Raw genomic sequence first — 18,433 nt, 5'->3', positions numbered from 1 at the left:
AACATCCCTGTGTCCCTGCAGAACCCCTTAAACGGGCCCAAAATTAAAAATGAAGTGGAAAAGCTAGGAATTTTTAGCCGATAGAATTCTTCCAATTGTGACGGAAACAAACATTCCTAAGATGCTGGTCAAAGATGCAAGTGCATAGAGGTGCTGACTCAGTACTCCATACTCATATCCCAGCTCACCTACGAGCAGTCCAAGGACTCCGAAGCTAGCTACCCCGCTGGCCCTTATTATTGTTGTTCTGATATCCTTGTTCCAAGTGAACCCCATTGTCAGGAGGATTCTGAGGACATAGACCAAGACAAAGAGATACACCACTTCCACTGAGAATTCAGTTTCAAAGTTTATTCCTCTCCATGCAAAGAAGATTGGGGCAAAAATACCGTAGGTTACTCCAGATATTATTGTGTGGACTCTCTTATACTGCTTGGTTCCCATTAAGTCGCTGTGAAGCAAAAGTCCAACGACGAAAGCACCGATACTAAAGTGAAGCCCAATCATTTCGCTGATAAGTGCTATTGAGGTTGCGAGAATCATTACCAGCCCAAAAAACTGCCTCATCACTTTTTAAATTCCTGAGTGCCCGGATAATCAGTACTTTATGCTTAACGTTTAGGAAATAGTTTATTCCAAAGAGGGCTCCTAAGAATACGCCGTCTTTCAGCAGCTCAACAAGCAAGCCCAAATACGTTAAGTGGTAAACTTCAAAGTTAATCAGAAGGTATAAACTGAGAAGGGCCCCAATTTCGCTTATCACGGCATATGAGAGGGCTACATGCAGGAAATCGCCTCCAAAAAATCTGGACAATCTAAGAACTATGGGGGCTGAGGCTACAGATAGTATTGAGCCGACTATAAGGTTCTCGTGAGAGAGCGTATAGTTTGTGAAAGGAAGAGTTACAAAAGTCATTAAGGCGTAGGTTAAGATGTACAGGGGAAGGCTCTTTTTACCGCCTAGGTGGACCTCTTCTGGAGTAACCTCCAACCCAGCATACATCATCAGGAAGAATACACCAAGTTCCGCAAGAAGGTTCAACTCCTCCCTGGGCATTGAAACGAGAAAGCTTCCCAGTAATAGGCCCGCTGAGATCTCTCCAAGGAATCCGGGATAGCCTATGCGCTCAAATATCTCGGCAAGAACCCTTGCAACTGCAATTATGATGAACACATAGCCAATTACACCAATTTCCACTGACATCCCCATCTTTTTGGCGTCGCCTTATATTAAAAAGGTTTTCTAAAAAGGCAAATCATATTAGCCAGATGTCCAATATCTATTTTTTCTTGCCACATAATTTTCGGAATATTCATAATCCGTTGAAGGCAAATGTTAAGGCAGTTAAAGAATGAGTAAGATTACAGAAAAGTTTTTATTCTGTAAAGCGCTATTTGTGTTTATGAGGCACTACGAGATTTTGAAAATTAAAGAGAACGGAAAAGTAGAGATACCTCTTGAATGGGCATATGAAGTCGGGCTTGTTAAAGATGCCTACTTTCTGGTGGAGATTGATACTAATCTCCATGAAATCCACCTTGAGAGAGTAGCCCTTCCCGGAAAAGAACTTGTAGAGATTGAACTTGTAGTTAAAGACAGGCCAGGAGTTTTAGCTAAAATTACCAGCACACTCGGAAAGCATAAGGCCAACATCTTATTCAGTGAAGCCGAAGAGATGGAGCCCCTTGGCCTTGGTGCAATAGTTGCGGTCGTAGATGTCAGCCAGATGGATATAAGCAAGAAAGAGCTCATTGCAGAACTGCAAAATATTGAGGAAGTCATGGAGGTTTCGCTAAAGGAAATTGAATAAAAACAAGAGCAACACAGCAGTGAACAAAACCATATAGGCGTTTATTTCTTTGCCCAGAGTTTTGAATTGCTCCGGCGTAAAAGCCTTAAAGGATACCCCAAAGACTCCCAGCTTCCTGAGCAGGTAGAATATAAAGATGGCAATGACAAGGCTGATGGAGTCCTTGAAGACACTGAGATGCGGATAGAGGTAGATACCTCCGAGAAGTGTTAGAATTCCAAGAGACAATGAAATCGCTTCTTTTCTCCTGGGGATTTCGATTTTTTCTCCTCTTTTCGAAAGATAATAGTTGAGCTTTGTAAACGACACCAGCGTACCGATTCCGCCTGCATAAAACGCGTATTTCAGAAATCCTTTAAGGTTCTCAATTAGCATAGCCTTCCCAAATGCTCCGATAAATGGGCTGACACCTCCGATAGCGAGGCTTAGCAAGACGATTGCAAGCATTAAACTCTTGTTGTTTCTATACGATAGTTTTTCCAAGTCCCGAGTCCCATAATGCTCCGCTAAGCTTCCTACACTTAAGAAAAGGCCACCTTTAAATAGAGAATGAGCTAGGGCGTAGTAGGCGGCGGCCAAAGGGTTTAAGAGGGATATTCCGAGAAGCACGTAGCCCATCTGGGAGACTGTATGATACGCTAGAAGCCTTTCGGAGTTTTTTTGTAGAATCGCCATTGCTATGCCGAAGAACATGGAGAGGAACGCCAGAGAAAGCAACATTTTTTGCACGAAACTATTGAGTGGGAACGTCAATATGAGAAGAATCATCCCGTATGCAGGAGCTTTGACCACAAGGCCGGAAAGCAGAGCACTTACTGGAGCATCTGCTTTGGAATGAGCGTCTGGAAGCCAGAAGTGCAGAGGGAAGATTCCGCTCTTCAAGAGCAGAGATGTAAAAGATAGGGCTAAAGCCACGTTAATCTCCCTCGACATTTCCAGATTTTCTTTTATAAGGGCTAGGTTCAGGTAGCCTGTTTTCAGGTAGATAATCCCTATCCCCAAGATGAAAATGTATGAAGCCAGAAGGGAAAAGACCGTGTATTTGAAAGCTGCCCTCCTTGCTCCTTTCTCCTTTGAAATTCCCACAAGAGCAAAGCTTGCTACCGATGCTATCTCCATGTAGATATAATAATTGAAGAGGTCTCTGCTTATAAAAGCTCCCAAAAGCCCCGAATGAAGAAGGAGGATAAGGACATAGGCCTTGTTTTCAATTTTCCTTGGATAGTAACCCCACACATAGAGGGCAACAAAAGCAGAGAGAATAAGCTCTGCCACTATAAAGGGGATGTTATAAGCATCTACGGCAACCTCAATGCCAGAGACTCTGCTCCAGTTTCCGACAACTTCATTGGAGGGGAGGTTATTGATTATTTGGGGTAGAATAAGCCATGGGGACAGCATGCCAATTAGGAACAGATGCTTGGAAAACCTCTCTCTCCTTAAAGCTGGAAGGATGGAGGTTAAAAATGCCGCAGCAAGCGGAAATGCAACGATAAGAGGAATCATTCTTCTTCCCTCCTCATTTTTAGGATTAATGCCAACGCAAGAGATGTTATAGCGACATCAACAACGAGAGTGGTAAGCATAAGGGTAGCGGGTAAAGGATCGACAACTTTTTCTCTGGGCATTATTGGAACGTCCCCCCCTTCTATGTATCCAGTGCCGATGAAGAAGAGGACGAGCCCTATGGACACTACGTTTATGGACAGGACTATCTTGATCAGGTTTTCCTTTGTCATGAGGCCATAAAGTCCTATGAGGATTATTATAATTCCAGCAAGTTCGGGGTTAATCACGTTCCACCCACCTCAGCAGGATGTAAAACATGAACGTAAATGCCGCTCCAACCTTCAATGCAACGCCTATGTTGAAGAGAGGTATTGTCCCTCCGCTTATGAGAGAGCCAATCTCTCCTCCTCGCAGAAAGTTGTAGAAAAATCCACCAAACACTACTCCAGCTGTTGCCAAGAGGACCAAAAATCCTCCTGAAATCCCCTCGATGAGCTGAACCTCCCAGAATTTGAAAGTCTTTCTAACCCTCCTATAGCCGTGAGAGGTTATCAAGAGGATAACACTAACAGCTAAAATGACTCCCGCCTGAAACCCTCCTCCCGGGCTTAGGTGGCCGTAGACCATTAAATATGCGGAATAAACCACCAGAAATGGACTTATGAGCTTCGTTGTTGTTCGCACTATCAAGCTCATCTTCATTTTTTCTTCCCTCCCAGAAGAAGGTAAAAGCCCGCAATTGCTGTAAAAAGGAGAGTTGCTTCTCCTAAACTATCGTATGCCCTCCAATCCGCCAAGATTGCCGTTACTAAATTGGGAATTCCAACTTCTTTCCAGCTGGTGATGTAGTACTCATAGCTTCCCCCTTCGCTTTTGGAGTAATCCAAGCCGGTGAAAACATAAGCAAGAGCTAGGAGTAAAATAATGGCAATTACTCGCTTCACTTTTCCACCTCCCGGATTGTAAAGAGAAACACCCCTATCACAACAGCCCCCACAACAATAGCAGAAAGGGCAACGTCAGGAGCCTTTAAAAGGGTCAACACAAGAACAAAGGCTAGGCTGAGAAAGGCGTATTTAACAACTGCATTAACCAGGTTCTTTTCTTCTATCACGGCAATTGAAAGGACTATCATGACCAGGAGAAGCACATCAAGGATTATCCCAGCCATACATATCCACCACAACTTTTGGTTTTATTCCGTATTTATAAGCCCCCCTGGCTATTGCATGGGAGACCATGGGGTTTATCAGGGCTATTAAAAATGCCAGCACGAGAAATTTCAGTTTAATCAGCAGAGGAGCCTGTGAAGCAATTGCCAAAGCTATGAGAATGCTCATAGCCCCACCAGTATCACACTTTGTTGCTGCATGAAGACGGGTATACACATCAGGAAAGCGGAGTATCCCAAGAGTTCCGAATATCATTATGGATTCTCCAAGGAGAAGGAAGAAATACTCTATCACTTTCTTCCCTCCATATACTTGGCAAGTATAAGCCCTCCAACAGCATTGACCATAAGAAGGACGATCGCGAGGTCAAGGAAAAAGTACTCCTCTGCTATGAATCCGAAGATTGCTAATATAACAACGGTCTTTGTTGTTACAGTATTAATGCCGACTATCCTGTCGGCTAACGTTGGGCCGAACAATACTCGATATGACAACACCAAGGATGTAGCTACGAGTATTATCGCACCCCATCCAAAAGGACTCCCCAGAAGATTTTCTTCAACCATGACTCAATATCCCCCTTGATTTTCTCGCCTGCAATCTCTCTATTGAGCGTTTCAACATCTATCCAGTGCACGTAAAGATAAGTTTCCCCGAGTTTTTTGTCGACGTCAAGGGTTAAAGTCCCGGGGGTGAGGGTTATAGAGTTTGCTAAAATCGTTATTCCAGTATCTGAATGCAGGTCGGTCTTGATCTTTATTATCCCCGGATTTATGTCCATTAATATGGCATGTTTTGCTACTTTGAAGTTGCTCTCTATTAACCGGAATGCCATGATAAAAAGGTACTGGGGAATAACAAAGAGACTTATGTAAAGAATCTTCTCCACAATATGGCCCGTCTGCCTTATATCTTCGGTGAGCATTTCATACATGAAAAGAGAAATTACCAGAGTTGCTATTCCCCCAATGAACAAATTCTCACTCTGTGTATTCCCACTTATCACTATCCAGAAGGAGAAGAGTGCGATCCACGTAAGGACTACCTGTTCCCATTTTGGGAGTTTTTGGGCTTCATAGGTTTCAAACAATATCCTCTGCCTTATCTCATCAAGTCTTTCCCTAAGATAAAAAGGGATTCTGCTCATGTTTTTTACTAGACTTTCATTGATTATAATCTTTTCGTCCGGCCGTTTCCTTAAGTTTTTTATACTTTAAAGCCATAACTTTTCCATGTAGAGTTTTCATACTGATTGCGGTGATAACGATGCCCAGCAATTGGGAGAAAATAGTCTCCATGACAAAGGAAGGAGTTAAGAGTATCGCAACAATGAGAAGAAAAATCCAAAGAGGAAAGAAGATTGCCCTCCTTATAGATGGGCCAAATATTCTAAGAAAGGAATTTAACGTTCACCTTGAAGACATTGTTGCAGCATTGGAAGAACTGGGGAATATCAGGGTGGCAAAAGTCATTTTTAACCAGTATGCTCCTCAGGGACTTATAGAAGCTGTCGCAAATCAGGGCTTTGAACCGATAATCGTTGCGGGAGAGACTGGAGTAAAACTTGCCGTCGAGGCCATGAGAGAAATATACAATCCGAATATAGATATTATTGCTTTGGCAACAAGAAATGCGGAGTTTCTTCCGATAATTTTGAAAGCAAAAGAAAAAGGAAAAGAAACCGCCATAATTGGAATTGAACCCGGTTTTAGTGCTGCTTTAAAACACGCCGCCGATTACGTGATTATTCTTGAAAGGGGGGAGGTAGATGAGAACAGCGCTCTTCAAAATACTGAAAAGAGAAGAAAGAGAGCCTAAAGAAAAAGAGAAGCCGGAAAAAGTTGAAACTCCCAAGAAAAGCATAGGGCTGATAATAGACGGTCCCAACATACTGAGGAAGGAATTTGGGATTAAGCTTGAGAATATCAAAGAGGCGCTTGAGAAGATTGGAAAAATCCGGGTTGCAAAGGTCGTTTTAAACCAATACGCTCCTCGGGGACTTATTGAGGCAGTTGTTAACCAGGGATTTGAGCCAATAATAGTTGCTGGAGATACTGACGTGAGGATTGCCATTGAGGCGATGGAGCTAATATACAACAGCGATATAGAGATCATAGCCTTGGCCACAAGGGATGCAGATTTCCTCCCGATAATAAACGAGGCAAAGAGAAAAGGCAAAGAAACCGTAGTTATAGGGGTTGAACCCGGATTTAGTGTTGCGCTGCAGAATGCAGCCGATTACGTAATAAAGATGGAGGGCAAGAGCGACCAGAGCGAAGGATACGAAGAGTAGCTACTTTTCGAACTCAAGCTTTAAGGATGTGTGCTCTCTTTTGAGCCTCTCGATAGTTTGAGCAATTTCATCGCTGAGCTCTTTTAGTTTCTCTGAAAGTTTGCTCAGTTCTTCTATCGCAATCTCTAAGGCTTTTTCGCTTTCTTCGACTTCCTTCATGGCCTCTGCAAGCTTTTCTTCTTCCTCCTTCTTGTAGACCTCAATCTTCAGCGTATCGTAGTTCCATTCTATTGTTCCGTCTTTGATGTTAAACTCTATCGAAATTCTTACAACGTCTTCCTTTTTTATGCCCATCTCTTGGAATTTATCAAACAGATACTGGTTTAGCTGGGCAGATGCCCTTATAACCTCCTCAGGGTTGAGCTTACCGCGTGTTAATGCAAAGAGGACTTTTCTAATTTTGTTGGCATAGCCGCTTGCCCTAACAAACCCAGTTGAAAGTTTGGGCATGAAGCATCACCATAATGCTTTAATGTACTGGAAATATATATCCATATTGGTGATCACATGAACATTTTGATTTTTGGTCCTCCGGGTTCTGGGAAGTCGACACATTCTAGGAGAATTGTTGAGAAATACGGCCTTGAATACATAGCTTCTGGGGATATAATCCGGGCGGAGATAAACAAAGGAAGCGCCCTTGGCCTGGAGATGAAGAAATACATAGAAAAGGGAGAGCTTCTGCCTGATACAGTTATAAACACCCTAGTACTGTCGAAATTAAGAAGAAAGAGAGAGAACTTCATCATTGATGGCTACCCAAGGACAGCTGAGCAAGTATTGGCTCTTGAGAACTTCCTTTACGACCACGGCATTAAGATAGACCTCGCAATAGACATTTTCATCTCAAAGGAGGAAAGCATAACGAGAATCTCTGGAAGGAGGATATGCAAGAACTGTGGGGCAGTATACCACATAAAATACAACCCGCCAAAAGTTTCCGGAAAATGCGACATTTGCGGGGGAGAGGTTGCACAGAGAGATGACGACAGACCAGAGATAGTCTCCAGAAGATACGACATTTATATCAACAACATGGAACCTATCATTAAGTTTTACAAGAAGCAGGGAGTTTACGTGCAGATAAACGGGCACGGGGGAATTGAGGAAGTCTGGGAGAGAATAAGGCCCCTATTGGACTACATATGGAACAGGGAACGAAAGAGAAAAGAGTTTAGATGATAAGAAATATCGGCTAAAATTTTTAATCTTTTCTTGAAATCCAAACATCGACCGTATGGGAAGTAGTTACTAAGAAGTACTGCGGAGCTGGTGTGTAAGATGGAATACTTCAATAAGATAGCTCCTCGCTACGATGAGTGGTATAATACTAAAGTCGGGCGTTATGTGGATAAAACGGAAAAACGGCTAGTGTTCTCTATGATAAAGACCAAAAGCGGAAAAGCCCTTGACCTTGGATGTGGAACCGGCAATTATACAATTGAGCTCTATAAAAGAGGGTTTGAAGTTGTTGGGGTGGACGTAAGTGAAGAAATGCTGAAAATAGCAAGAAAAAAGCTCCCAACTGTTAAGTTCATTAGAGCAGATGCATATTCGTTACCCTTTGAAGACAACACATTTGATTTAGTTTTGAGTGTTACAATGTTTGAGTTTATCCATAAGCCTGAGAAAGCTCTTGGAGAAATTTACCGTGTTTTAAAGCCCGGAGGAGAAGCAATCATTGGCACAATGAACGGCAGAAGTTTATGGTTCCTCTTCAAGCGCTTAAAAAGTCTTTTCGTGGAAACTGCATATCGCTATGCGAGGTTTTATACGCCCAAAGAGCTTGAAAGACTAATGAAGGAGGCAGGTTTTAGAGACGTTGAAAGCAGGGGAATTATATACTTTCCTTCATTTTTCCCATTATTAGGGCTTGCTGAGGAGCTTGACCAAAAGTTCAGCGATAAGCTAAAGAACTTTGGGGCGTTTATAGTTGTTAGGGGAGTTAAAGGTGATTAGACTTATAACCAGAGAAGAGGCATTTAAAAGAGCAGAGAGGATAAAGAAAGAAAATGAAGCCATCTATGGTGTACCATTTGAACTAGAGCACAGGTATCTCCCCCTCGATGTTCTCATACCGACCCAATGGGAGCTGAGTGAGAAAAAGCTGGTAGTAGTGCTTCAAGAGATAGTCCACGGCTACGATGCTCCCGTCATAGTTTTAGAACACAGGGGAAAGTACTACATCTTAGACGGACACCACAGAGCGTATGCGAGGAAAAAGCTGGGCTTTTCACAAATCGAGGCAATAATCCTTAGACCCATCAAAGAAATCCCTACAAAAATTGAGGAGTCAGTGAAAAAAGCAAAATTAAAAAGTCTCGACGATATTGTGATAGCTAAGGAGTAATTTTGGTGAGAGCATGTGCGAATATACCTTTGAAAATGGTGAAAAATGCAAAACAAAGTCCTTAGCGGGTTCAAAGTACTGCTCACTCCATATTCCTTTTGATGAGGGCGAGTTACTCTATGGAGAAAAGATAAAGGAGATCAAGGAGAGTGCATTTAAGAGGAAGCTGAATAGGGGAGTTAGGTACTTTGAAGGGGTTCAGCTGTATGAGGCTAAAATCTCTGACCTAAAGAGCGAAAAACCCCTCATTTTTAAGAACTCAAAAATAAAGACTCTTATTGTCGAAAATTCTGACCTGAAAGGGCTTTCTATTTTCAATTGTGAGATTGAGAGGGTCGTATTGATAGCGTCATCTATAGCGACGATTTGGGTAAAGAACTCCACCTTTTTTGGTTTCAATATTCTTGACGTCAAATTTGAGAACTCGATTTCTGTAAAGAACAGCACGGTTCGATATTTAATGATGAACTCCGTTCAGTATGCTGAGCGAGCCATATCAGGTGAGGAAGAATATGGGGAAAAGGAAACAATCCACGGGAGAATAGAGCTTTCAGACCTCAAAAACGTTAGGAAGATAGCAATAAATTCCAGATACCCCTTGCTTAAAGAACTTTTGGATGAACACGGGATAACATTATCTAGAATCTCGAAAAAGCACGTAAAGGCCAGAATCTTCCTAATAAAAAATGTGGTGTTTGATCCAAGCCCCAGGTTTAAGAGACAGGTCAGAATATTCATCAGAAACTTTGATGGAGTCCTTCAACTTGAAAACCTTGAAGTTCCGGGACATGTAGAGATAAGAGGAGGGCGGTTAAAAGTCCCCGAGTTTGTACACACTACAATTTACAACAACCTCGTCTTTAAGAGCGTCGCGTTCTACGGGAACACAACGTGGAACCTGACAGTGCTTCCAAACCTTTTAGCTGAGTTGAGTGTAATAGGATTTGTAATCCTTGAAGAGTGCAGCTTCAATAACCCGGCAATGGAGGAATTTTTCTACCGTCTGGCAAGGATTACGTGGGAAAAAAGCGGTGACAAAGAAAAGGCGGATGAATATTACTATTTGGAGATGCTTGCCAGAAGAAAGCAGAAGATGGGAAGATACGTGACATACCTGCCCAAGCTCGGAATCAGAGTACGCCTCCCGCACCTCCCTCTTGGTAGAATTGGAACCAAAATAAAACACTACTTCCATCTTTTGGAAGGCCTTTTTGAGTGGTTTTTTGCTGACTTAACGTGCAAATATGGGACAGACTGGAAAAGACCAATTGTTATCTGGTTGTTCATGGTTAACATTGTATTTCCGGTTCTCTTTTATTTCACAAGAAGCGTCACAAGCTCCGGTGTGCCGCTGAAGAGCTTTCTTGACTATGAATATTTTAGTGTAGTGACGGCAACAACCCTCGGTTATGGAGACCTTCATCCCGTTGGTATTGGACGGGTAATTGCTTCAGTCGAGGCCCTTTTCGGTATGTTCATGTGGGCTGTCTTCCTGACGGTCTTTGCAAGGAAATACATGCGGTGAGGGTGAAATGAAAATGATAGTTGGCTTGATAGTCAATCCAATAGCCGGAATGGGCGGTAGAGTTGCCCTAAAAGGCACAGATGGGGTGGTTGAAGAGGCCATAAAAAGAGGGGCTAAGCCTGTGGCGCTTGAGTTTACAAAGCTCTTTTTGAGTGAGCTTTCTCATTATGATGTCGAGGTCGAATTCTTGACTGGCCCGGATGGGCTTGGGGAGGATGCTGTTAAGGAGTTTAGCTTCCCATATAGGGTTATTAAACACAGAGAAATCAAACATAAAGAAATATCCGGTGTTAAAATTCCCGACACTACTGAGGAGGATACAAAAACGCTTGCAAAGCTTATGAAAGATGAAGTGGACATACTGGTCTTTGCAGGGGGAGACGGGACGGCGAGGAATATATACGAGGCGATAGACAGTGAAAAGCCCATCCTTGGAATTCCAACTGGAGTTAAGATGTTCTCCGGAGTTTTTGCAACTTCCCCAGAAGACGCTGCAAGGCTTCTTGTCGAGTTTGCAAAGGGAAACGCAAAGCTTGTGGAAAGGGAAATCCTCGACCTTGATGAGAATGCATACAGACACGATGAAGTGAGAGCAAAGCCCTATGGAAAGGCCTTAACTCCCTATATGGAAACCCTCGTGCAGGGAGCAAAAGAGAGCATTCCCGTAGATGAGGAAGAAGAACTCGACGCAATAGCTGAAGCTATTGTAGAGGAGCTTGAGGATGGGGTTTACTTTCTGGGAGCTGGCTCGACAATTAAAAAGATTAAGGATAAGCTTGGAATAGACGGGACACTTCTGGGAGTAGATATAGTTGAAATAGAAAACGGAAACGCAAAGCTTCTTGTAAAAGACGCTCAAGAAAAAGACCTGCTGAAATATGTCCATAGAAATCCAAAAATCATTGTAACTGTTGTGGGGGGCCTGAACTTTCTTTTTGGCAGGGGCAACCAGCAGTTATCTCCGGAAGTTTTGAGGCATATACCAAAGGAAAACATTATTGTAGTGGCCACTCCCTCAAAAGTCAAAGGGACAATAAGAGTTTACACCGGAGATAAAGAGGTTGATGAGAAGCTTAAAGGGTACATAAAGGTGAGGATATCCCCCTGGGCAGAGAGAATCGTAAAAGTTACCTAGGCTCAAGGTTTATAACTTAGGAACCCTTCCTATTTTTTGGTGAATGACCGTGAGGTTTGAAGTGCTTAGTAAGGAAGATATGATAGAACTTTCAAAAGAGCTCAGCAAAGAGGGAATAATGAACAAAACCCGGGAGGAACTCGGATGGGAGCTTCATCACATCATTGTAATTAAGGGAAAGTTTAGTGAACTTGTTAAGAAATCTGAAGGCATTGAAGTAATTGAGGATACTCTCGAAGAAATAAGAGCAACTTTTGATGCTCTTATGGATGAATGGAATGTGGGAGAAGAGAAAGAATTTAAGGAGCTCTTCGATGAGGTAAATGTTCCCAAGCTGACGCTCATAACCGCATTGATCGAGAACGGATATGTTGAGGGAGAGGAGAAGCTCAGGCTTCTTAATAAGCCTAAACTTGATGAACTTGAAATTGAGCTCAGGTTTAACATCGATGAGCTTGAGGATGTGCTGGAGGAGATAGAGGATAAGCTCGACGCAACACTCACAACTGAGCTCCCCTTTATGAGAAAATACTTTGTCGAGGTTCTTGAAATCGAGGAAGAAATGATAAAGAGGGCTTTGGAAATAGCGGAGGAATATGCCACCGAAGATTCTTTGGTCGAGGCCATGTTTGTGGGAATTGGAAAGTCAGTACTGGCAAATGCAATACTTGAAATAGCTGAAAAGAAGGATACAAAAATCGAATTAATTGAAACTCTCTTGGAGCATGAGCCGCTGACCGTAGAGGGGAAAAGAGAAAAGATAAACATATACTTTGACGATGAAGCAATAGAAGATATATTAAAAGAACTGCAGAAGATGGGATATTTAAAGGTAAAAGGGAACAGGATATGGATTTAATGGTGGGGATAAAGCTTAAAAATTAATCACTAAATTAGGGCATGGGGTGGAGGAGAATGGCGGTGCTTAAGGCAATAAAGCTCAAGGACAGGGATGGGGAGATTCTCTTTAGATGCCCCAGGTGTGGTATGGTCTTTAGAAGGAGTAAAGACTACACCAGGCATATAAACAAGGCCCACGGGCACCTCTTTAGAAAAGAGTGATTTTGTTCTTCTCTCCTTTTATATAAGGGATGAAGAAAAGTCAGGACGCTGAAGTGTGATGAACGGTAGGGCTTTCTGACCTTTATTCCTTAAGGTCTATTTCTTTCACAAGCTTGACGATGAAGGTCTTGCCAACTTTCTCTCTCTCGATCAGCTGTTTCTTTTCGAGCTCCTGGATTATTCTACTCACCGTGGGTCTTGAGTAGCCAGTAAGCTCTGGGAGATCCTCTTGTTTCACTTTCCCACCCTGTTCCATCAGGGCTTTTACAACGATTCTCTCTTTTTCTGTCAGCACTTCTACAGGAATTCTGTTGGAGTACCATTTCTTCTTTGCCCAGTATAGGGTTATTGGCAATGCAATTGCCAGCGATAACACAGCACCTATGAGGGAGTACTTATATGGGGACGGCTCCTCTGGCGGAGATACCGGGGGCTTTTCCACGTTCTTGCCAAGCCAGTAGGTTTGGTATCCCATATTTCTCAACTTTGCTTCAATAGTCTCATTCAATCCTGTTCCAACCAGAATGACAAGTTCTGGCTTTAGATTGTCCAAACCTATAACTGCATGCTCTGAGAGGTCATTTTCTAAAGTCAGCAAAAGCGGTAAGGAATACTCCATTGCAAACTTTGATGCGGCGAGGGCGGAGCCGTAATCTAAAGCACTAGCTAACACAACTGCTTCCGAGCCATGGGGATAAAAGTGAACGGCCAATTTTTCCGCTGTTTCAGTCCTTACATCTCCACCTATCCTGGTGACGCTGTACCCCATCTTAAGGAGTTCATCCTCAACTTCCTTGCTGACCGCGTTTGAGTTCCCAACTATCAGGATTTTTTTCCACCCCAGCTGGATGTACGAATAAAGCTGAGCCCATGTTTTTTCATCCAGCTTTTGGGGATCAACGGGAAGAACAGGAATATTAAGGAGTCTTGCATACGGCTGTACAGTAATATAATCTATAAGATCGTCGTTTCTAACTATTATCAGATCATACTCAGGCCTATTTTCCTCTTGCTGGGCATAAATAGGAACAGCTATGAAAGATACAATAATCAAAGTTGCCACGAGTGCCAGTGCAATGTACTTAGTCTTCAATCTGCTCACCAGATTGAACCTAAAAAAGAAAGTTTAAAAGGTTTTTTCAAAGCTCAAAGGCCTCTCCAGGTTTTAGTATGATGACCTCTGCCTTGTCTCCAACAAGTTCTTTGAACTCCTCTGGGTTCTTAGCTATTGGTGGGAAGGTTCCGTAGTGCATTGGGATGACGTATTTTGGCTTGAGGAGCTCAACTGCTTTTGCAGCTTCTTTGGGCCCCATTGTGAAGTGCCCTCCAATTGGAAGTAGAGCAAGGTCTATTCCATAGAGTTCAGCAAAGAGCTCCATGTCCTTGAAAACGTAAGTATCTCCTGCGTGGTAGATTTTCTTTCCTTCGAGTTCTATTATGTATCCGCAGGCATTTCCAATGCTGTATTTTCCGTCGCTGCTTGAGTGCCATGCTGGAACCTGAACTATTTTAACGCCATCAACCTCGGTTGGACCATAGTTCATTCCCACTGTTGTTATGCCCCTATTGCCCTCCACGAGGTAGTTGGCTATGTCGTACATTGCAACTATCTTCGCTCCTGTCCTCTGGGCTATCTTTACTGCATCCCCGAGGTGGTCTCCATGTGCGTGGGTCACAAGAATAAGGTCAACCTTATCAAAGTCCTCCGGCTTTGCTGCTGCCGTTGGATTTCCGGTTAAGAATGGGTCTACCAGTATTCTCTTTCCATCTCCCTCTATCTCAAATGCCGCATGCCCCAGAAACCTCACTTTCACCATCTCATCCACCTCCATAAACGTCCAAGTTCAAATAATAACAAAAGATTACTTAAACCTTTCGACCAATTTGGATGTGGAGTTTGTCTTTTCCATATGCTATTAGCCAGAATCAAGGCCATGATTGCTAATTTATCCACAGAGAGAATTTTGCGCTTTTGAAGAAGCATTCATAAACCAAAAGTTTATAAGCTTTCTGCAATTCCTATTCACAGGGAGATTGCATGGATAGGTTAAATGTTAATGCTATAAAGAAGTTCTTCTTAACAATCATATAAAACATATAAAAGGAGGGTTAGAGTATGAGTGATGTTGAAGATATTAATGTGAAGCACGAGGAGGAGTATGACGATTACGTTTACTATCTCAAGCGTAGAATAAGGCAGCTTGAACTCCAGGTGAGAACACTTGAAGCTGACAAGGAGAGACTTGAGAGAGAGCTTTCACGCTTAAGGATGGAGATGTCCAGACTAAGGCAGCCTCCGGCCTTTGCTGGCACTTTGATTGAACTTTTGGACGAGGATAGGGCAATTGTTCAGAACTACAACGGGCCGAGATTCGTTGTTAGAATCGCCCCATGGATAGAGAAAGAAAAGCTAAAGCCCGGTGCCAGAGTTGCCCTGGATCAAAGAACAATGGCAGTTATAGAACTTTTGCCTTCCCAAAAGGACCCATCTGTACTGGGATTTGAGGTAATTGAGAAGCCAAACGTTTCTTACAATGACATAGGTGGGCTGAAAAAGCAGCTTATGGAGCTAAGAGAAGCCATAGAGCTCCCCCTCAAGCACCCCGACCTCTTTGAAAAGATCGGAATTGAGCCACCTAAGGGTGTTCTGCTCTACGGTCCCCCCGGTTGTGGGAAGACCCTAATGGCAAAGGCAGTAGCCCGTGAAGTAAATGCGACCTTCATAAGGGTTGTTGGCAGCGAGCTCGTAAGGAAGTACATAGGAGAGGGCGCAAGGCTTGTCAGCGAGCTCTTTGAATTAGCAAGAGAAAAAGCACCTTCGATAGTTTTCATTGATGAAATCGACGCAATAGGTGCGAAGAGACTTGACGAAACAACAGGTGGGGAAAGGGAGGTTAACAGGACTTTAATGCAGTTATTAGCTGAGCTTGACGGATTTGACCCAAGAGGTGACGTTAAAGTTATTGCTGCTACAAACCGGCCTGACATCTTAGACCCTGCCCTGCTCAGACCTGGAAGGTTTGATAGGCTGATAGAAGTCCCATTGCCAGATTTCACGGGAAGACTGGAAATCCTTAAAGTCCACACAAGGAAGATGAACCTTAAGGGCGTTGACCTTAAAGCCATAGCGGAGATGACCGAAGGGGCAAGCGGTGCCGACCTTAAGGCCATCGTAACTGAAGCTGGAATGTTTGCAATTAGGGCGAGAAGAGAATACGTAACACACGAGGACTTCATAAAGGCTGTTGAGAAGGTTCTTGGCTCTGAAGAGAAGTTAGCCCACCAGATGGCTTCACATGAAGTTATGTACGGCTGATTTCTCTTTTATTTCATTCTTTATTGAAGTTTTTAGGTTGCTTTTCAGATTTTTGGAATATGGGGTAAGAGCAATAACTGCCAATAAAAAAACAAACAAAAAATTTGAAACTGTTTAGGCCCTCTTTTTCAAGAACTCCCACAGGTCAATCCTCTGCTCAAGCCATTCCCTTGCAAAGCCCGTAATCACAAGCGGCACTTTTCTGAGTTCTTCAACGTTTCTCGCACCCACAAGGAACATTGCATTCTTCAGCTCGTCTATGTAGCGCTGGAGGATCTTAATCACTCCCTCCACGTCTCCCTTTACTGCCGGTTTGAGCAAGGGCAAAGCGACTCCTGCTAAGTTTGCTCCAAGTGCCAAAGCCTTTGCAATCATTATGCCGTCCCTTATCCCGCCGGTGGCAATTATTGGGAGTTCCGTTGCATAGCGAACTTCAGCCACGCTTAAAGCCGTTGGAATTCCCCAGTCCCAGAACTTTAAGGCAAGATCTCTACTCCTTTCGTCCTTTGCCCTGTAGTACTCAACACCGCTCCAGCTCGTGCCGCCGAGCCCACCGACATCTATTGCATCTACACCAATGCTTTCTAACCTTATCGCGACTTCCATTGAAACACCCGCACCCGTTTCCTTGGCTATTATGGGATAGGGAAATTCGTTTTTAAGTTCAGCTAGCGCCTTGAGAACTCCTCTGTATTGCGTATCCCCCTCGGGCTGGACGCTCTCTTGGAGAGGATTCATGTGAATAGCTAAAGCATCGGCTTGAATTGTCTCGACAGCTTTTAGTGCTTCTTCAATACCATAGCGTTCCGGAATTGTTTCGGCAAACTGGGGAGCTCCAAGGTTCCCAATGAGGAAGATGTCCGGTGCAACATCCCTAACATAATAACTTTCCCATGTTTCTGGCTTCCTAATCATTGCCCTCTGACTTCCGACTCCCATTGGTATGTTGAGCTCCTGAGCAGCTTTAGCTAGGGTCTTATTTATCTTTCCAGCGAGCTGCGAACCTTTAGTTCCTCCCGTCATCCCCGCAATCATAATGGGATAATCGAAACGCCTCCCGAGGAACTCGACGCTCATATCAATCTCATCTTTATCAATTTCCGGAAGAGAAATGTGGACAAAGTGGATATTTTCGAATTGATTCGTTACATGAGCCTCAACTTGCCGTTTTAAACAGTGCTCGATATGCTCAAACTTCCTGATTATCGTGAGCTCCTCCTTGTCCATAAAAGCACCTCCTAAATGAAAAGTGCAAGAATAAGTTAAGAGGTTTTTGGGTGCCCAAGGTTTCTATTAGTTAGCACTTTTCCTGAATAGCTTTATAGCAACGTGAATCCATACTAATATCAAAGCAACTAAACCCACCAGAAAGAGGAGTGCCCCTAGATATATGATAAGCTCCGGTCGTTTGTAACTCCCATATGATAGAAGGTCTCTCTTCATACCAATAACAGCTAAACGATGTCCAGTATATACTGCCAATACCAAGAAAAAGGTGACAACTAAGTTCACTACAAGATCTACATTCTCACGATAAAATATACCAAAAAGTAGCAATATTCCACCTATCACGAAGAAATATGTGGCAACGCCATAAGTAAGCTCAACCGTATCAGGGTCTTCAAAATACGGGTCGTCCTTGTTAAGCTGATAATCAATCACATAGGTTAGTCCCAAGAGAATTAGAAGAAATGCTACAGTCAGTAAAAATCCACGAGCTATGGTGACCGTTCGCATAATTATCACCTTACTAACACTTCCGTAGCTTTAAATCCCGAACATTGGAATAAAAAATAAAAAGTTACCTTTTCTGACCAAGAACATATTTCTCATAATACCACCAGATATCTTCAATTATCATTTGTTTTGTCCCATGTTCTTCTGCAATGTCTCTTGGTCCAATGTTAACATCAAAGACATCCTTTGACTTTAAAATTCTTACCAATTCCTCTTTTGATATTGTCAGGATAACTGGGGCATCACCTCCTGAAGCCATTCAATAACATCACCCGGAGGCCTATCAAACCTAGAATGAATTCTGACAAAATTATACCAGAAGGCAAACAGAAAAACAAACCTATGAACTCTCCTCCAGTCTTTACCCCTGAAATTATTCCAGAAACGCTTCGTCCTCTCCTTCAACGTCCTAAACCAGCGCTCAACACTGTTCCTCGGCCCGAAAGTCACATGCAGATAACCCAACCTCAAACTCTTAAAAGCAGACTTATACCAGCTCGCCCTGTCAACCAGAAAGACAGGC

At 43.1% G+C, this 18,433-nt stretch carries 25 protein-coding genes and 2 pseudogenes; 11 read left to right on the top strand and 16 right to left on the bottom strand.

The genetic code is table 11. From position 1 onward, the window contains the following. Positions 1-63 precede the first annotated feature (63 nt). A pseudogene (locus THEPK_RS05665) lies at positions 64-1,204 on the bottom strand (cation:proton antiporter). Between the two features lie 199 nt (positions 1,205-1,403). Here THEPK_RS05665 and THEPK_RS05660 point away from each other — a divergent pair. After that, positions 1,404-1,811 (top strand): ACT domain-containing protein, encoded by a 408-nt coding sequence (locus THEPK_RS05660; protein ID WP_042699388.1) that lies wholly within the window; start codon positions 1,404-1,406, stop codon positions 1,809-1,811. Here the strand turns inward: THEPK_RS05660 and THEPK_RS05655 are convergent. The 8 genes from THEPK_RS05655 to THEPK_RS05620 are packed head-to-tail and all read right to left on the bottom strand — an operon-like array spanning position 1,794 to position 5,639. Continuing rightward, the gene (locus THEPK_RS05655) at positions 1,794-3,317 is read right to left on the bottom strand and encodes a proton-conducting transporter transmembrane domain-containing protein (RefSeq protein WP_042699386.1); all 1,524 of its coding nucleotides are present in this window, start codon (positions 3,315-3,317) and stop codon (positions 1,794-1,796) included. The two genes, THEPK_RS05660 and THEPK_RS05655, sit on opposite strands and share 18 nt — an antisense overlap. After that, the gene (locus THEPK_RS05650; protein ID WP_042699383.1) at positions 3,314-3,607 is read right to left on the bottom strand and encodes a cation:proton antiporter subunit C; all 294 of its coding nucleotides are present in this window, start codon (positions 3,605-3,607) and stop codon (positions 3,314-3,316) included. The genes THEPK_RS05655 and THEPK_RS05650 overlap by 4 nt, the downstream gene beginning before the upstream one ends. Beyond that, on the bottom strand, positions 3,600-4,022 hold the full coding sequence (locus tag THEPK_RS05645; protein ID WP_042699381.1) for a Na(+)/H(+) antiporter subunit B: 423 nt from the start codon (positions 4,020-4,022) through the stop codon (positions 3,600-3,602). The genes THEPK_RS05650 and THEPK_RS05645 overlap by 8 nt, the downstream gene beginning before the upstream one ends. Next, entirely contained in the window at positions 4,019-4,264 is a 246-nt protein-coding gene (locus tag THEPK_RS05640; RefSeq protein ID WP_042699379.1) for a hypothetical protein, read from the bottom strand. Before THEPK_RS05640 ends, THEPK_RS05645 begins: the two co-directional genes overlap by 4 nt. After that, positions 4,261-4,491 (bottom strand): hydrogenase subunit MbhD domain-containing protein, encoded by a 231-nt coding sequence (locus THEPK_RS05635; protein WP_042699376.1) that lies wholly within the window; start codon positions 4,489-4,491, stop codon positions 4,261-4,263. Before THEPK_RS05635 ends, THEPK_RS05640 begins: the two co-directional genes overlap by 4 nt. After that, positions 4,472-4,786, bottom strand: a complete 315-nt coding sequence (mnhG, locus tag THEPK_RS05630; protein ID WP_042699373.1) for a monovalent cation/H(+) antiporter subunit G — start codon at positions 4,784-4,786, stop codon at positions 4,472-4,474. Before mnhG ends, THEPK_RS05635 begins: the two co-directional genes overlap by 20 nt. After that, positions 4,783-5,058 carry a monovalent cation/H+ antiporter complex subunit F gene (locus tag THEPK_RS05625; RefSeq protein ID WP_042699372.1) on the bottom strand — a complete coding sequence of 92 codons (276 nt, stop codon included), beginning with the start codon at positions 5,056-5,058 and terminating at the stop codon, positions 4,783-4,785. The genes mnhG and THEPK_RS05625 overlap by 4 nt, the downstream gene beginning before the upstream one ends. Then, a complete protein-coding gene (locus THEPK_RS05620; RefSeq protein ID WP_042699370.1) occupies positions 5,010-5,639 on the bottom strand; it encodes a Na+/H+ antiporter subunit E in 630 nt (209 codons plus the stop codon). The genes THEPK_RS05625 and THEPK_RS05620 overlap by 49 nt, the downstream gene beginning before the upstream one ends. Before the next feature lie 119 nt (positions 5,640-5,758). Between THEPK_RS05620 and THEPK_RS05615 the strand changes: the two genes are divergently transcribed. Together THEPK_RS05615 and THEPK_RS05610 are read left to right on the top strand one after the other, a co-directional pair. Further along, the gene (locus tag THEPK_RS05615) at positions 5,759-6,310 is read left to right on the top strand and encodes a TIGR00288 family NYN domain-containing protein (protein ID WP_042699368.1); all 552 of its coding nucleotides are present in this window, start codon (positions 5,759-5,761) and stop codon (positions 6,308-6,310) included. Then, entirely contained in the window at positions 6,261-6,785 is a 525-nt protein-coding gene (locus tag THEPK_RS05610; protein ID WP_042699364.1) for a TIGR00288 family NYN domain-containing protein, read from the top strand. Before THEPK_RS05615 ends, THEPK_RS05610 begins: the two co-directional genes overlap by 50 nt. On the opposite strand, the gene THEPK_RS05605 is transcribed toward THEPK_RS05610, so the two are convergent. Further along, positions 6,786-7,235: a DUF2258 domain-containing protein gene (locus THEPK_RS05605; RefSeq protein WP_042699361.1), complete on the bottom strand. Its 450-nt coding sequence runs from the start codon at positions 7,233-7,235 to the stop codon at positions 6,786-6,788. It lies immediately after the preceding gene. Between the two features lie 57 nt (positions 7,236-7,292). Between THEPK_RS05605 and THEPK_RS05600 the strand changes: the two genes are divergently transcribed. The 7 genes from THEPK_RS05600 (at position 7,293) to THEPK_RS05570 (ending at position 12,857) form a co-directional block, all read left to right on the top strand. Further along, positions 7,293-7,967 carry an adenylate kinase gene (locus THEPK_RS05600; RefSeq protein WP_042699358.1) on the top strand — a complete coding sequence of 225 codons (675 nt, stop codon included), beginning with the start codon at positions 7,293-7,295 and terminating at the stop codon, positions 7,965-7,967. A gap of 99 nt (positions 7,968-8,066) precedes the next feature. Next, positions 8,067-8,744: a class I SAM-dependent methyltransferase gene (locus tag THEPK_RS05595; protein WP_042699355.1), complete on the top strand. Its 678-nt coding sequence runs from the start codon at positions 8,067-8,069 to the stop codon at positions 8,742-8,744. Next, positions 8,737-9,135, top strand: coding sequence for a ParB/RepB/Spo0J family partition protein (locus tag THEPK_RS05590; protein ID WP_042699353.1), 399 nt, complete (start codon positions 8,737-8,739; stop codon positions 9,133-9,135). Before THEPK_RS05595 ends, THEPK_RS05590 begins: the two co-directional genes overlap by 8 nt. Before the next feature lie 13 nt (positions 9,136-9,148). Continuing rightward, positions 9,149-10,660 (top strand): potassium channel family protein, encoded by a 1,512-nt coding sequence (locus tag THEPK_RS05585; protein ID WP_042699349.1) that lies wholly within the window; start codon positions 9,149-9,151, stop codon positions 10,658-10,660. 13 nt (positions 10,661-10,673) lie between these two features. Beyond that, positions 10,674-11,795: an ATP-NAD kinase family protein gene (locus THEPK_RS05580; RefSeq protein WP_052315926.1), complete on the top strand. Its 1,122-nt coding sequence runs from the start codon at positions 10,674-10,676 to the stop codon at positions 11,793-11,795. A 49-nt stretch (positions 11,796-11,844) separates the two neighbouring features. Beyond that, positions 11,845-12,654, top strand: a complete 810-nt coding sequence (locus THEPK_RS05575) for a hypothetical protein (RefSeq protein ID WP_042699346.1) — start codon at positions 11,845-11,847, stop codon at positions 12,652-12,654. A 56-nt stretch (positions 12,655-12,710) separates the two neighbouring features. Further along, complete coding sequence (locus tag THEPK_RS05570; RefSeq protein WP_042700625.1) at positions 12,711-12,857, top strand: C2H2-type zinc finger protein; 147 nt, start codon at positions 12,711-12,713, stop codon at positions 12,855-12,857. A gap of 82 nt (positions 12,858-12,939) precedes the next feature. Here the strand turns inward: THEPK_RS05570 and THEPK_RS05565 are convergent, their stop codons facing one another. Together THEPK_RS05565 and THEPK_RS05560 are read right to left on the bottom strand one after the other, a co-directional pair. Continuing rightward, complete coding sequence (locus THEPK_RS05565; protein WP_083965039.1) at positions 12,940-13,962, bottom strand: DUF7343 domain-containing protein; 1,023 nt, start codon at positions 13,960-13,962, stop codon at positions 12,940-12,942. Positions 13,963-13,996: 34 nt separating this feature from the next. Then, positions 13,997-14,674 (bottom strand): metal-dependent hydrolase, encoded by a 678-nt coding sequence (locus tag THEPK_RS05560; protein ID WP_042699344.1) that lies wholly within the window; start codon positions 14,672-14,674, stop codon positions 13,997-13,999. A gap of 299 nt (positions 14,675-14,973) precedes the next feature. On the opposite strand from THEPK_RS05560, the gene THEPK_RS05555 reads away from it, so the two are divergent. Next, complete coding sequence (locus THEPK_RS05555; RefSeq protein ID WP_042699340.1) at positions 14,974-16,173, top strand: proteasome-activating nucleotidase; 1,200 nt, start codon at positions 14,974-14,976, stop codon at positions 16,171-16,173. Positions 16,174-16,287: 114 nt separating this feature from the next. Here the strand turns inward: THEPK_RS05555 and fni are convergent, their stop codons facing one another. From fni to THEPK_RS12595, 4 genes and pseudogenes are all read right to left on the bottom strand, one after another. After that, positions 16,288-17,400, bottom strand: coding sequence for a type 2 isopentenyl-diphosphate Delta-isomerase (fni, locus tag THEPK_RS05550; protein ID WP_042699338.1), 1,113 nt, complete (start codon positions 17,398-17,400; stop codon positions 16,288-16,290). A gap of 66 nt (positions 17,401-17,466) precedes the next feature. Beyond that, positions 17,467-17,910: a hypothetical protein gene (locus tag THEPK_RS05545; RefSeq protein ID WP_042699335.1), complete on the bottom strand. Its 444-nt coding sequence runs from the start codon at positions 17,908-17,910 to the stop codon at positions 17,467-17,469. A gap of 64 nt (positions 17,911-17,974) precedes the next feature. After that, complete coding sequence (locus tag THEPK_RS13045; RefSeq protein ID WP_042699332.1) at positions 17,975-18,169, bottom strand: hypothetical protein; 195 nt, start codon at positions 18,167-18,169, stop codon at positions 17,975-17,977. Next, a pseudogene (locus THEPK_RS12595) lies at positions 18,136-18,433 on the bottom strand (IS6 family transposase); the annotation flags it as partial. The pseudogene THEPK_RS12595 and the gene THEPK_RS13045, both read right to left, overlap by 34 nt.

It is taken from the genome of Thermococcus sp. PK, assembly GCF_000430485.1.
Classification (GTDB): Archaea; Methanobacteriota_B; Thermococci; order Thermococcales; family Thermococcaceae; genus Thermococcus_A; species Thermococcus_A bergensis.
The sequence above is the reverse complement of the archived record's forward strand: the minus strand, read 5'-3'. Positions and strand labels throughout refer to the sequence as shown.